This window comes from Marininema halotolerans, from assembly GCF_900116235.1.
Taxonomy (GTDB): Bacteria; Bacillota; Bacilli; order Thermoactinomycetales; family DSM-45169; genus Marininema; species Marininema halotolerans.
Map to the genome: position 1 here is coordinate 50,249 of NZ_FPAA01000013.1, position 13,113 is coordinate 63,361.

The 13,113-nt window shown below is 43.9% G+C and carries 14 protein-coding genes, 1 pseudogene and 1 other annotated feature; of the genes and pseudogenes, 11 read left to right on the plus strand and 4 right to left on the minus strand.

Annotated elements, in window-relative coordinates; genetic code table 11:
• Positions 1 to 3 precede the first annotated feature (3 nt).
• The 10 genes from CHX35_RS14960 to obgE all read left to right on the plus strand — a co-directional run bounded on the left by CHX35_RS14960 (position 4) and on the right by obgE (position 9,380).
• Complete coding sequence (locus tag CHX35_RS14960) at positions 4 to 1,245, plus strand: MFS transporter (protein WP_091838879.1); 1,242 nt, start codon at positions 4 to 6, stop codon at positions 1,243 to 1,245.
• A 183-nt stretch (positions 1,246 to 1,428) separates the two neighbouring features.
• Positions 1,429 to 3,183: an ABC transporter substrate-binding protein gene (locus CHX35_RS14965; RefSeq protein ID WP_245838873.1), complete on the plus strand. Its 1,755-nt coding sequence runs from the start codon at positions 1,429 to 1,431 to the stop codon at positions 3,181 to 3,183.
• Between the two features lie 129 nt (positions 3,184 to 3,312).
• Positions 3,313 to 4,638: a helix-turn-helix transcriptional regulator gene (locus CHX35_RS14970; RefSeq protein ID WP_091838885.1), complete on the plus strand. Its 1,326-nt coding sequence runs from the start codon at positions 3,313 to 3,315 to the stop codon at positions 4,636 to 4,638.
• Positions 4,616 to 4,765 carry a hypothetical protein gene (locus tag CHX35_RS17640; protein WP_176392120.1) on the plus strand — a complete coding sequence of 50 codons (150 nt, stop codon included), beginning with the start codon at positions 4,616 to 4,618 and terminating at the stop codon, positions 4,763 to 4,765. Before CHX35_RS14970 ends, CHX35_RS17640 begins: the two co-directional genes overlap by 23 nt.
• A gap of 290 nt (positions 4,766 to 5,055) precedes the next feature.
• On the plus strand, positions 5,056 to 5,910 hold the full coding sequence (locus tag CHX35_RS14975) for a matrixin family metalloprotease (protein WP_091838888.1): 855 nt from the start codon (positions 5,056 to 5,058) through the stop codon (positions 5,908 to 5,910).
• A 254-nt stretch (positions 5,911 to 6,164) separates the two neighbouring features.
• Positions 6,165 to 6,234 (plus strand) — a sequence feature (ribosomal protein L21 leader region).
• Positions 6,235 to 6,247: 13 nt separating this feature from the next.
• On the plus strand, positions 6,248 to 6,559 hold the full coding sequence (gene rplU, locus CHX35_RS14980; protein WP_091838890.1) for a 50S ribosomal protein L21: 312 nt from the start codon (positions 6,248 to 6,250) through the stop codon (positions 6,557 to 6,559).
• 9 nt (positions 6,560 to 6,568) lie between these two features.
• Positions 6,569 to 6,910 (plus strand): ribosomal-processing cysteine protease Prp, encoded by a 342-nt coding sequence (locus CHX35_RS14985; RefSeq protein WP_091838893.1) that lies wholly within the window; start codon positions 6,569 to 6,571, stop codon positions 6,908 to 6,910.
• 14 nt (positions 6,911 to 6,924) lie between these two features.
• Positions 6,925 to 7,221 (plus strand): 50S ribosomal protein L27, encoded by a 297-nt coding sequence (gene rpmA / locus CHX35_RS14990; protein WP_091838895.1) that lies wholly within the window; start codon positions 6,925 to 6,927, stop codon positions 7,219 to 7,221.
• A 122-nt stretch (positions 7,222 to 7,343) separates the two neighbouring features.
• Positions 7,344 to 8,063, plus strand: coding sequence for a Spo0B domain-containing protein (locus tag CHX35_RS14995; RefSeq protein WP_091838898.1), 720 nt, complete (start codon positions 7,344 to 7,346; stop codon positions 8,061 to 8,063).
• Positions 8,064 to 8,093: 30 nt separating this feature from the next.
• Positions 8,094 to 9,380: a GTPase ObgE gene (gene obgE / locus CHX35_RS15000; protein ID WP_091838900.1), complete on the plus strand. Its 1,287-nt coding sequence runs from the start codon at positions 8,094 to 8,096 to the stop codon at positions 9,378 to 9,380.
• Between the two features lie 93 nt (positions 9,381 to 9,473).
• Here obgE and CHX35_RS15005 read toward each other — a convergent pair whose 3' ends face one another.
• The 4 genes and pseudogenes from CHX35_RS15005 to CHX35_RS17330 form a co-directional block, all read right to left on the minus strand.
• A complete protein-coding gene (locus tag CHX35_RS15005; protein WP_091838961.1) occupies positions 9,474 to 10,694 on the minus strand; it encodes a NupC/NupG family nucleoside CNT transporter in 1,221 nt (406 codons plus the stop codon).
• Between the two features lie 169 nt (positions 10,695 to 10,863).
• Positions 10,864 to 11,337 (minus strand): low molecular weight protein-tyrosine-phosphatase, encoded by a 474-nt coding sequence (locus CHX35_RS15010; protein WP_091838903.1) that lies wholly within the window; start codon positions 11,335 to 11,337, stop codon positions 10,864 to 10,866.
• Positions 11,337 to 12,284 carry an RNA-guided endonuclease InsQ/TnpB family protein gene (locus tag CHX35_RS15015; RefSeq protein WP_245838875.1) on the minus strand — a complete coding sequence of 316 codons (948 nt, stop codon included), beginning with the start codon at positions 12,282 to 12,284 and terminating at the stop codon, positions 11,337 to 11,339. The genes CHX35_RS15010 and CHX35_RS15015 overlap by 1 nt, the downstream gene beginning before the upstream one ends.
• A gap of 10 nt (positions 12,285 to 12,294) precedes the next feature.
• Positions 12,295 to 12,393: pseudogene (locus tag CHX35_RS17330) on the minus strand (IS607 family transposase); the annotation flags it as partial.
• Positions 12,394 to 12,648: 255 nt separating this feature from the next.
• On the opposite strand from CHX35_RS17330, the gene CHX35_RS15025 reads away from it, so the two are divergent.
• On the plus strand, positions 12,649 to 13,098 hold the full coding sequence (locus tag CHX35_RS15025; RefSeq protein WP_091838906.1) for an ACT domain-containing protein: 450 nt from the start codon (positions 12,649 to 12,651) through the stop codon (positions 13,096 to 13,098).
• Positions 13,099 to 13,113: the final 15 nt, after the last annotated feature.

The window sequence follows — 13,113 nt, forward strand, 5'->3', positions numbered from 1 at the left end:
GGGATGGCAGTTGTATTGCGTTGGCGGTTAGCAGGGGAGTTTATTCAAAATATGATTTTTTGGTGTATCTTCCCCTTCATGGCGCTTATTCTTACCCAGTGGATCGGGGTAAGTAAAGCAGGATTGTATCTGGCACTTTCACAAGTTTTTGCGGTAATCGCTGGTTTAATCGGGGGGACCCTCGCGGATCGTTGGGGACGTAAATCCGTTATGACGTTGACCTCGCTAGGATTTGTTGTAGCATTGGTGATCTTCTTAGTTGGAAGTTGGTTTCAGTCGGTGGTGTTATATTGGAGTGCTTTTACCTTGCTCAGCGTGTGTAATGCCCTTTATGTACCAGCAAGCCGGGCCATGGTATCTGATTTGGTGCCGATCCATGAGCGAAATCAGGTATATGCTCGCTTCTATACCTTTTTTAATATCGCTGTCATTTCTGGTCCGATTATTGGTAGTCTGGTATTTTTTCGTTACCCCCTTCCTTTTTTCTCCGTGGCAGTTGTATTAGGATGGGTCATTGTTTGGATAACGCTTTTGAAAACCACTGAGACGCGTCAACTTCAAGATAACGCGCTGCCAGGGGAGAGAAAAAGTTTTTGGTCGGATAATCTCTCCGCTTATCGTCAGGTTGTGAAGGATCCGGTTCTCTTTTTATTTATTTTATCGGGAGTCTTTGTTGCTCAAGCTTTTATGCAGCTGGAGATTCTCTTTCCGTTGATGGTGAAAGAACGCTTGGCGGTGGGTACTTTTGCAGGATGGGAAATTCAAGCCAATGACTTTTTCGCATGGATGCTTTCATTGAATGGAATTCTTGTCGTCTTGTTTACGAGTGGGATGGCAAAATGGATGAAATCGATGCCACAAAAATGGGTGTTTATAATTTCAAGTTGGTTGTATGGCTTGTCAATCCTTGTCTTTGCCGAGTCGAAGGGATATATGATCGTGATCATAGGGATTGTCATCTTCACATTAGCAGAATTAATGATTGTGAGTGTGCAAGAGGGATTTGTCTCCGAAATTGCACCGGATGATCGAAGGGGAACCTACTTTGCAGCGGCGCAATTGCGTTTTGTATTGGGACGGTTGATCGCTCCGCAATTTTTAATCCTACTTCCACTTCTGGGCATGAAGGGGACGTTACTTGTGATTGCTTTATTCCCCATGGTAAGTGGGTTTTTATATGGGGGGATGTTTTCTCTCTGGACAAAAAAGAAACAAGGAAAGATCGATGAAACATTCGTTGGGTAGAGGAAAGGGGTATGTGTGGATTAGAAAGCGGATCCACACATACCCCTTTCCTGTGAGAGGGTTACGTACGAGTCCTTTTCAGATCGTTTTCTCGACGGTAAGATGGTTGTGAATGAGAGGAATTAAAAGAGAGAATAAGCTTCTTTGGAAGGGCTTGTTTTTGGGGAGGTGCTCTTTTTGAAAGTGCAGCGTCAAGTGGATCATTATCTACGTTTATATAAGGGGATGAACCAACCGCGTTTGGGGATAAAACGAGAGACGACCTTGAACCAAGTTACTAAAATCCTTTGTTGTACACAACGAAATACGCAACTGATTGTTCATAAGTTACGTGCATTACATTGGATCACTTGGCTGCCAGGACAAGGACGGGGAAAGTGTTCTCATCTTACTTTTTTGATTGATCCAGAAGATTTACTGATGCGTATTGCGATGGAGTATACAAGGGAGTGGGATATCAAAGGAGCGACCACCTTTCTTTTGCAATATGATCAAGGGTTTCCTTCTATTCGAGAACGGTTTGAAAGGGAGTTGGAGCCTTCCCTTCGCTTGGTGCATTACAACAAGAAACGAGCCCAACAAAAAAGTACTCTTCGTTTTACATATAACAAGCCCCTGAGACAGTTGGATCCGGCTCATGGGTATCTCCGTTCAGAACGCCATATGATTAAACAATTGTTTGATCCCTTAATTACTTATCACCCTATAAGGGATGCCTTTGAACCCCATCTTGCTCATTATTGGGAGAAGGATGCGTCAAAACGGCAGTGGCGATTTTATCTCCGAAAAGGGGTATTGTTTCATCATGGGGTTCCGATGGTAGCAAAGGATGTCGTTTACTCCTTCAATCGATTGCGAAAGACTCCTGTCAGCTGGATGACTAACCCTATCACTTCGGTTGAAGCTTTGGATGATCATACGGTGGATATTTGTTTAAAAGAAGAAGACACGCTTTTCTTGCATCTTCTCAGTCACGAATCCTTCTCCATACTCCCTGCGCTGGATAGGGAGAGACCACAGAAGTGGGGGGCTTACTTCCCTAGGGGAACCGGTCCATTTAAGCTTGTGCGGAATGATCAGAACATGGTGATCTTCGAAAAATTTGATGCGTATTTTCGTGAACGGGCACTTCTTGACCGCATTGAAATCATCATCGATTCGAAGGAGGTGGACACCCCTTTCAATGAACATCATCAACGATGGCGATTCGATTCCAGCACAGAGTCGAATGTGATGATGCTGATCTTTAATGGTAAGAAGGACGGGTTATCTTCCAATCCCCATTTTCGCGAAGTGCTTGCAAGGATATTGGATTCAGGCAAAATGATCGAAGAACTTGGTGGCGCTCGCGGTAGAGAAGCAAAGAGTCTAATTGATGGTGATCACGAGAGTGAATCAGGATTACAAGATGCGCTGCCTATAGAGAGACTTTTAGAGGCGTTGCCCTTTCAAGAGGAGCCACTTCACCTGTATTCCTTTGATGATGAGGACCATCGAGAGGATGCTCGTTGGATCCAACAACAATGTGTTGTACTCGGCATACGCATCCAGCTTCATTTGGTGCCTGTGGAAGAGTTGATTCGTGTAGAAACGATGCAAATGGCAGATCTAATCCTGGATGAGACCACTGTTGGTGATTGTATGGAGTTATCCATGTTGGAGATGCTCTATCATGAGAAAAGTTTTTTTAAGCATACGCTCTCGGATGAGCTTCAATCGATTATCGATCGTGATGTGGCGAAATTACGCCACATCACCAATCATACAGAACGCCAGCAAGTCTTGTATGCGATTGATCAAAAATTGCAGGAGGAGAAAGTCTATATTAGTTTTTATCGAAATTATAAGCGGACGTTGTCTTCTTCGACAGTAAAAGGCAGTTCAACGAATGCCGAAGGATGGGTTTCCTTTGAAAAACTGTGGATACAAGGGCAATGATCAAGTTGTGTGGGTCAGGAAGATAGGGGCGTAAACGTTTGTAAGGCGGTATACTTTGTTCACCCCCATAAAACGTCATTCTAGTGTAAAATAAATAATAATGAAGGATGTCAGAAAAGGAGTGTCTCAATGGAACTTTCGAAAATGAGAAATATTGGGGAAGCCATCAGAAGAGTGCGAAAATCCAAAGGGCTTCGGTTGGAAGATTTAGCAGATGACAATATTTCACCAGCAACGATTAGTAATATTGAGCGAGGCGTTTCCCATGTCAATAATGCCAAAATCGATTATATCGTAGAGAAGCTTGGATTAAGTATGGGAGAGCTCCCTTCTGTTCTGATGGAACAAGAAGAGGAATTGAGTGAGTTGCGATTTAGTCTATCCTCTGTTGAATTATTAGTCGATCTAGGAAAGAGTAGAGAGGCATTACAACAATTGGATCAACTCCATTTTGAGGATAGCCATGCTTATGCGGCGCTCTTTCATGTACTCAAGGGTAGAGCCTTCTTGTCGCAGAAAAATTGGAAACGAGCAGAACGGTCCTATTCAACGGCCATTAGCTTATGTGGGCAAAACAGTAACGAAGAAAACTTGGAAGCGACCTCCTATCTAGATTTGAGTTTGTGTAGTTACGAGCAGAATGAAATCGAACGAGCCCTTGAATTTACCGATAGTGGGTTAGATACTTTCGTTGAAGGGAATGGACGGGACTATGTTAAATATGCACTCATTAGAAACAAGGTAGTCTTTCTCATTCGACTCGGACGCAACATCGAAGGACTCAAAGTGATTCAGGATGTTTGGGATCAGATTGATCATATGGAAGATACCGATACGGTGTTAGCTTTTTATGAGACAAGAGCGGATCTTTTGCGAAAAATGGGTCTGTACGATGAGGCGATTCAATTTGCGTCAAAGGGATTGGAGTTAGCAAGAGTCAACAAAAACTACCAATTCATTTTCGATATATTGATTACCATGGGTAGCCTTTATTCTTCGCAGAAACAATTTAAAAAAGCGGAAGATTGTTTTAACACTGGCCTCGCGTCAAAGGGACTGTTAACGAACGAAAAAGTTTTGACCGATGCCTATATTGGGCTGGGTAAGCTATATGTAAAGTTGGGTAAAACGGATGAAGCCCACCAATTATTTAAACAGGCCATTGCCAATGCAGAAAATTACGATGATGCACCGAATCTTACATACGCATTACGGGTCATGGGCGATTTCTTAAAATTAGGTGGCAATAAACTTGAAGCGGTCACCTACTATGAAAAAGCGATTAAAATCACTCAAAAATTTCATTATCAAAAAGCCGAAAGCCAATTACATATCCGCATCTCCCAATGCTATCAAGATAGCAATCAAAAGGAATTTGAAAAGAGTCTACTGAATATGTATAAAGCACAGGTCAATTTAAGAGGTGGGGATAATGAAATCTTTGAAGAAGATTAACCCTGTGCTGCTGATCATCATCTTAACAATGGCATGGGGATCGACCTCATTCTCTCATGCCATCGATAACGAAGGAAATCAACCCATCGTCCAGCCATTGAGCGATACAGAGCCACGACATGGATAACAGGCTTGCATTTCATAAACCGTCTGCGGACGGTTTTTATTATGGGTGTAAATATCTTTAATTGAATAAAAATTTAAGATAGAGAGTGTATTGATTACTGGATATTCGGGAGTAGTTACACTAATAAGGGAGTATTCGAGGGTATAACGAACCTTTCGTATTACTAAATTTTTAATATAATATAAATAATTATTTCTATATCATGAATTTGGTGATATAATGTGAAGGTAAAGTTGGAAGGGTTACGCTAACTTTCGTTTACAATCGAATTTTAAAAGGAGAGATCTTTCATGAGTGGACCCACATTTAACGGTACAAGAGTAGGAAAGCTTCCGATTGGGATTACAATTGCCCCCTTTTCTAAACGGTTAAAAGAAATATATAGTACAAGTGACTATAAAAAATTGTATGGCGATGTGGATATTGTTGGTCTAGAAAAATTACTGATTAGTATAACAACAGAGGCTGTAAATCAGTGGAACACGTTGTTAGAGAGGCAAGTATTTGAATTTCAAAAACCAGTTGAACCTAAACCAAACTCTCCTGAAGTAAGTGATTGTGGTGTGATGAAGAATAACGTAATCATCTATCCTGCTATCATTCCAGCCGAAATTTTCAAGCTGGGTGGTACATTTATGTATTATATAGATGAGAATGGGAAATCTTTTAATTCAAAATTAATGCAAACCTCACAACCAATTGATAATCCATCTCTGGTCAATTGCGGAACAATAAGAATGAATTTTAGCGCCCTAGAAAAAAAGGTCTCAAAAATAATAACTGCTTCTGAAATATTCAAACTTAAAGCATATATTGAACATCTCAAGAAACAAACAGAAGATTCGGGTGAGAAATTCGATATAACAAAGTATGATATTGCTTCTGAGGATGACATTGAAGCTACGGTAATAAAAAATGTAGGTAAGGATGATATTGTTATCAATCAATTTAATTATCTTTTTTCGATTACCCATGAGTTGGGGCATGTACTGGGTTTAGATCATACAATAGATATGAATTCGATTATGTATCATGGGTTGAATCATAGGGTAGCAAAATCGATGTCTGAGAATAAGTGGAAAATAGGGAAATCAGATATTGCGGCGATTGTAGCGCTTTATCAAATGAAAAAAATGACGGTGTAATAATCCAACCTTTCAGGCCTGATACAAAAGGAGGAGGAGGGCCTTAGCCTTTCTCCTTTTTGATTATTCAGTAAAACCAAGAGATACCCTTGAGCTCATTAAGATAAGAGTGATCTCCATCATAGGATTCGACCATGGACTTTTGGTCACAGCAATTCCACCAGAATCAACCCGTGAACCCTTACCTACATTGACACTGGCTCATTGCTATGATATGATTTCGGTTGTGTAATCTGAGCTTGCTCTCCGGGAGCAAGGCAGTACCGCACGGATTGGGTTATAAGGGCTTATGCCCACCCATATTCGGCGAGTCTTCACACAGGAGGAGGTCCCGGCTATGTATGCATTGATTGAAACCGGCGGAAAACAGTACCGCGTAGAGGAAGGCCAAGCTATCTACGTGGAAAAACTAGCCGCTGCTGAGGGAGAAAGCGTTACGTTTGACAAGGTGTTGCTCATTGGCAAAGAGGGTAACACCACCGTGGGTGCTCCGCTTGTATCCGGTGCGAAAGTTACGGGTAAAGTGGACAAACAAGGTAAAGCTAAAAAAGTCGTTGTATTTAAGTATAAGCCGAAGAAGAACTACAAGCGGAAGCAAGGGCATCGTCAGCCTTTCACCAAAGTCATCATCGAAAAAATCGAAGGTTAATCCGGCGATATGATTCGAGTAACACTCACCCGTGATTCACGGGGGCGGTTGGAGCGAGTCGAGATGGATGGGCATGCAGAATTCGGTGAGTATGGCCAAGACATTGTCTGTGCAGCGGTGTCTGGCATAGCCATCGGATTAGCTAATGCGACAGAAACGCTCCTCGGGGTTCGCATTTATGGTGAGGTGGATGCAGACTCAGGAGGCCATTTAGACTGTCAGCTACCTAAGGGGTTAGCCCCTGATGTAGAAGAGCGAGTCCGCCTTTTGATGGAGGCGATGGCCACGTCTCTCCAATCGGTCGCTGATGAATATAGTTCTTATGTAAAAATTACGGAAAACACTCGTTGAAGGAGGTGGATTCCATGTTGAAAATGAACCTGCAATTCTTCGCTTCGAAGAAAGGGGTTGGCTCCACAAAAAACGGCCGTGATAGCATTTCTAAGCGTCTCGGTGTGAAACGTGGAGACGGTCAAGAAGTAAGCGCTGGGAGCATTTTGGTTCGTCAGCGGGGGACAAAAATCTACCCGGGAACCGGTGTTGGTCGCGGCGGCGATGATACCCTTTTCGCCAAAGTGGACGGCGTTGTTAAATTTGAGCGTATGGGTCGCGATAAAAAGCGAGTCAGCGTTTATGCGAAAGTCGCTACGGAAGCGGTTTAAGCAAAAGCCTCGATTTCTGGGGAGTCACGACCCTGGCCGTTTTACGGTCGGGGTTTTTTCGTGGATGGGTTTCCATTACAATAGGATACGCGGAGGTTTGAACCGGATAGGAGCGGTTAGTGATGGGAAGTAAACAAGTCTCTTGGGCACCTGGAATGGGTTGGATCGCGTGTAGTATCCTGATGATGGCCATACAGCCTTGGGGCTGGTTTGTGGGTGTGCCCCTTGGTATCATTACCTTCTCTCTATGCGTACGGGCGCTACGTCAATTACAGAGGACGAATGAAGGGAAAGCGCGGGTTGAAAGTGCTGAGCATAGCCTCCATCTTTTAAGTCGTTATCGTCATGATTGGCTAAATCATGTGCAAGTGATCATGGGCTATTTGAGTGTGAAACGAGAAGAAAGAATTCTTCCCCTGCTAAGGGAGCTGACCGATGCTGCTCGTCAAGAGAGAGAAGTGGCAGCTGTAGGTTACCCACCGTTAGCCTTATGGCTCTCCACAGTCAATCAACGTGTACCTGAATGGATATGGATCATTGAGGTGAATGATGAATTAAAGAGCATCCATCCGCAATGGGGTGATTCCCTTCAACGCGGATTGGAACAGATGGCCGAGTGGTTACAAAAACAAGGGCGAGGGTTTAATGAACCTGAAGAAGTATGGGTTCGCTTTGAAAAGGAAGGGTCTGCTTGGGCGATTCATATACAACCGGACTTTCCACCAGAAATGAACGTGCCTTCGAGTGAGTGGTCGGCATTAAGGAATACTATTCAAAAACAGGGGGGCACCCTGGATAAACCCTCAGAGGACGCCCCTTTCATTATGCGATTGATTGCATGATGAAAAAGAATTGAAAGGAGGGATTCGACAATGTTTGTGGACAAGGTCAAGATATATGTAAAAGGCGGCGATGGAGGCAATGGGATGGTCGCCTTCCGACGGGAAAAGTATGAGGCGAATGGTGGACCCGCAGGTGGAGATGGAGGTCGTGGCGCCGACGTGGTATTTGTGGTGGATGAAGGTTTACGTACCTTAATGGACTTTCGTTATCAGAAGCACTTTAAGGCGAAACCAGGTGAACATGGTCGTTCAAAGAGCCAACATGGTAAAGCGGCATCTCCGATGATGGTTCGGGTTCCCCCAGGTACCGTTGTAACGGATTCAGATACGGGGGATGTAGTGGCAGACCTGACACAACATGGCCAAGAGGCCGTCATTGCCCAAGGAGGTCGTGGAGGCCGCGGGAATATCCGTTTTTCAAGTCCTAAAAATCCAGCTCCCTACATATCAGAAAATGGTGAACCGGGAGTAGAACGGTATGTCGAAATGGAGTTAAAGCTGTTAGCAGATGTAGGCCTTGTCGGATATCCCAGTGTTGGAAAGTCCACATTACTATCTGTGGTGTCCGCAGCCAAACCGAAAATTGGCGCCTATCATTTTACAACCATTGCGCCTAATCTAGGGCTAGTGGAAACCGCCGATGGACGTAGTTTTGTAATGGCGGATCTTCCTGGACTGATTGAAGGAGCTCATGAAGGCGTTGGTTTGGGTCACCAGTTCCTCCGCCATGTGGAAAGAACGAAAGTATTGGTGCATGTGGTGGATATGGCCGGGTCCGAAGGACGGGATCCTTATCAAGATTGGTTACAAATTAATGAAGAGCTTACCCTGTATCGTGAAGTTCTAGCCGAGCGGCCGCAGATTGTTGTCGCAAATAAAATGGATTTACCCGAAGCGGAGGAGAATCTGGAGATTTTTCGTGAACAGGTCGGCGTGGATGTATCGATTTTTCCTGTATCCGCTGCTACCCGTTCGGGTATTGATGAACTTCTTTATGCAATTGCGGATGAGTTGGATCGCATGCCCAAAGTAGAAGAAATCGTAGAACCTGATACAGAAGAAACAGAACGAAAGGTTTATCGGGCGGAAGAGCCTGAAGAAGCCTTTACCATCCGGCGGGATAATGAGGTGTTTGTAGTAGAAGGACCGCGGGTAGAGAAATTGATAAAAATGACCAATTTCCAGTATGATGAAGCGGTTCGTCGATTTGCGAACACCTTAAAAATCATGGGTGTCGATGATGGTTTGCGTGCACGTGGGGCAAAGGATGGCGATACGGTGCGCATCGATGAGATGGAATTTGAATTCCGTGATTAAGTTCTCTTTGTCAATCGTGAACAGCGAAACAAATAAGCGGTCACTTTCTAGGATGCATCTAGGAAGTGACCGCTTATGATTTTCTATGAAAAATTAAAAGAGACGCATGAGCATCCCGGCAATGGTGGCGTTTAAGAGGTTTGCCAGCGTTCCTGCGAGTAGCGCTTTTAAACCAAAGCGGGCCACATCACTTCTGCGTGAAGGGGCCAATCCTCCAATGGTACCAATCTGGATAGCGATGGAGGAGAAGTTGGCGAAACCACATAAAGCAAAGGTGATGATGATCCCTGTGATAGGGGAGAGGTTATCAATTACTTTACCGAAAGCACTGTAGGCGACAAATTCATTAATAACGACTTTCTGACCGATAAAGCTACCTGCGGTAATTGCTTCTGACCAGGGTACCCCAATGAGAAAGGCGATGGGGGAGAGTATATATCCTAAGATGGTCTGAAAGGTAAGGCCTGGATAACCAAACCACGAACCAACAAATCCTAAAAGGCCATTGAACAGGGCGATTAATGAAATAAAGGCGAGCAACAATGCACCTACATTAACAGCCAAGCGTAAACCATCCAAGGCTCCCTTCGCGGCAGCATCGATGACATTGACCGTATCGTCTTCTTGCACCATGGTAATCTGTTCAGCGGTCTCGTTTCGTTTGGTCTCTGGATACATCAATTTGGAGATGACCAATCCTGCTGGAGCCGCCATCACACTCGCAGTGAGAAGATAAGGAAGGGGGATACCTAGAAGGGCATAACTAATGAGGGTAGAGCCGGCGACAGAGGTGAATCCATTGGTCATAATCGTAAACAGCTCCGACGATGTCAGGGAAGGAATATAGGGACGTATGAGGAGAGGAGCTTCAGATTGTCCTAAAAAAACAGTGGCAATCGATGAAAGGGACTCTACCCGACTTGTCCCCAAGAGATAAGCAATCGCTCCACCGAGAATACGGATAATCCATTGGATTATTCCCCAATGATATAAAATCCCTATCAGCGCACCGAGAAAAATGATGACGGGAAGGACTTGTAAAGCGAAGATCGGCCCTCCTTTTCCAGTGACGAGACCATCAAATAAAAATTGAATCCCCACATTTGAAAAGTCTATGAGATCAGTAACTCTTGCACTAAACCACTTAAGTCCAGCTTGACCTGCCGACCATTTTAACACCATAAAGGCAAAAGTAAATTGGATGGCAAGTCCCAACACGACTGTCCTCCAGGGAATGATTCGTTTATTGTTGGAAAATAAGTAGGTAATGAAGAGAATGCCAAGGATGCCGGCGAGCCCCCAAAGAAAATTCACCATATGTATAACCACTCCATTTATCGTAGTGTGGGGTATATGTGTTCAGCCAAGATACAAGTGTAACGATAGGGTATCCTGTGTGCACTGGATTATGTGATCTTGCAGCAACCAACAAAAAGACGACTCGCTAGAATAACGAGTCGTCTTTGTTGATTCTTGTTTGGAGTTAGTAGGGGAGGTTATGCTTTTCGTAAATCATGCGCAAGATCCCCTGACATCCTGCTTTTACGAGTTGGTATGTCTCTTCGAAGTCCCCAGTGAAGTAGGGATCAGGAACTTCTTTGTAAGTCGTATCGGGAATGAAATCCACCAAACGATGCACACGGGAGGAGGCGGCTTGATCTAGCGCGGTTACATTGGTGAAATTGCTCTCATCCATCACAATCAAATAGTCAAATGATGTAAAATCCTCTGATTGGATTTGACGCGCATGGATTCCTTGGAATGAGATGCCATGTTCACGAAGAAGATTTTGCGTCCCTGTGTGAGGGGGTTCCCCTATATGCCAATCCCCTGTGCCGGCTGAGTCTACCTGTATCTTTTTTTCTAGCCCGGCTTCTTCTAACTGGTGCCGAAAGACGGCTTCTGCCATAGGTGAGCGGCAAATATTACCAAGGCAAACAAACAATACAGAAATCATTACTTCGCCGTTACGAAAAACTTATAAAACTCTACAAAGAGTCTACGTTTTCTTCCTGGTTCATCGTGTCCCGTTTCGCCAAATACACACTGGGATAAGTGTTTATTCTTCATCATTCCTTGTACATTCAAATTCTCGATGACAATGTGAGAGGGTTTGGTTTTCACGATCTCCGTTGTCATCTGATGAATGGTATCTTTGCGGATGTTCGTCATGCGATTTCTCAACTTAGCGACTCGTTGTCCCAGTTTCATAAGGTTGCGTGTTTTCCAGTAACGGTCTCCCTCCTTGTTCATTTGGTATTTACGAGAAACCCTTCGTTGCAACCGTTTGAAGCGTTTCTCTAATCGTTTGATCTTACTTGTTTTGTTGATGTTCTTGTATGTTACTCCATTGCTTACCGTTGCGAGTGTTTTAATGCCAACATCCACACCCACAGGCGGATTGGCGGGCGTGGAATAATCGACATAATCAGGCACTTCCACTGTGATGGAAACAAACCAATGAACTCCTTCTCTTCCCATGCGATAAGAAAGTGGCTTGAACTCTTCGGGCAAGTACTTTTTTTCGGCTAGTCGTATCCAGCCGATCTTCTCCAATCGAATCCGTGTGGGTTCGATCTTCACTTTATGCGGATCATTGTAGAAGCCCCATTTCGAGCGTCTCCGACTTTTGAATCGTGGGAACCTCGACTGTCCCTTAAAGAACCGTTGAAATGCAACGTCACAGTCTTTAATCGCCTGTTTGGTAACGGAAAATAGCCAGCGGTAATCATCGGTCTGTTTAAGCTGGGTTAAGTGCTTCCTCAAATCCCCTTGACTATAGTTTTTCTTTGTTTCCTCGTAGTGAGACTTTTTCTGGTTCAGTGTCCAATTATACGCCCAACGTGCAACATGAGCCGACTTCTCTAATTGGGAACGTTGCTTGTTGTTCGGGGTTAGACGGATCTAATAGGCTCTAATCATGGTGAGTTAATTCCTTCACCAGCTTTCTAGCCTGATTCGCCCGTTTCCCTTGTAATTTACAGCTAAATACCGTAACGATTTGAACAAGATCATTTCCTATCGAGTAGATATTCAACGCCTCCTTACTATTTCATCATAAGGTAAACGTTGGAAAATACAATATACTTTTTTAATGTTTTATACTTTTTGTTCAGCTGTTAGCGAGCCTCCATTTTTGATCATCAACGTTTATCTTACCACGAGAGCTATTCATTTTCTTGTAAAAAAAATTCCTTGCAATCAGGATCGATAGAATCTATAATGTCCGTTAATAAAAGACAATTGTTTTTGGAAGGAGGACAATCGATTGACCCAACAGGAAGATGCTTATTACTTGATTCGTTCTGACATGCTACCTGAGGTCGTGCAGAAAACCGTTGAAGCGAAGGCGCTTCTGGCGGCTGGAACCGTAAAAACGGTACAAGAGGCCGTTGAAATGATTGGGATGAGCCGTAGTTCCTTTTATAAATACAAGGATGCGGTTTATCCATTTAATGCATTGATGAAAGAGAAAATTATTACCGTTTCTCTGACGCTAGAACATCGGTCGGGTGTTTTATCAGGCATTCTTTCATATCTGACCTTACAACGTGGCAATGTGCTGACAATTAATCAGACCATCCCGCTACAAGGAATGGCAGGGGTGACCATGTCGTTGGACACTGCGCAAGTCCATGTGGATGTGACTACATTGGTTGAGGGAATTCAAAAACTAGATGGTGTCCAACGTGCGTTTATCGTTGCTCGTGGAGAGTAGTTTCAGAGAGAACAA

Coding starts and splice junctions, on each gene's coding strand:
- CHX35_RS17640 (WP_176392120.1), top strand. CDS start 4,616: ATGAAATCTTTGAAGAAGATTAACCCTGTGCTGCTGATCATCATCTTA.
- CHX35_RS14975 (WP_091838888.1), top strand. CDS start 5,056: ATGAGTGGACCCACATTTAACGGTACAAGAGTAGGAAAGCTTCCGATT.
- rplU (WP_091838890.1), top strand. CDS start 6,248: ATGTATGCATTGATTGAAACCGGCGGAAAACAGTACCGCGTAGAGGAA.
- CHX35_RS14960 (WP_091838879.1), top strand. CDS start 4: ATGGCAGTTGTATTGCGTTGGCGGTTAGCAGGGGAGTTTATTCAAAAT.
- CHX35_RS14970 (WP_091838885.1), top strand. CDS start 3,313: ATGGAACTTTCGAAAATGAGAAATATTGGGGAAGCCATCAGAAGAGTG.
- rpmA (WP_091838895.1), top strand. CDS start 6,925: ATGTTGAAAATGAACCTGCAATTCTTCGCTTCGAAGAAAGGGGTTGGC.
- obgE (WP_091838900.1), top strand. CDS start 8,094: ATGTTTGTGGACAAGGTCAAGATATATGTAAAAGGCGGCGATGGAGGC.
- CHX35_RS14985 (WP_091838893.1), top strand. CDS start 6,569: ATGATTCGAGTAACACTCACCCGTGATTCACGGGGGCGGTTGGAGCGA.
- CHX35_RS15010 (WP_091838903.1), bottom strand. CDS start 11,337: ATGATTTCTGTATTGTTTGTTTGCCTTGGTAATATTTGCCGCTCACCT.
- CHX35_RS14995 (WP_091838898.1), top strand. CDS start 7,344: ATGGGAAGTAAACAAGTCTCTTGGGCACCTGGAATGGGTTGGATCGCG.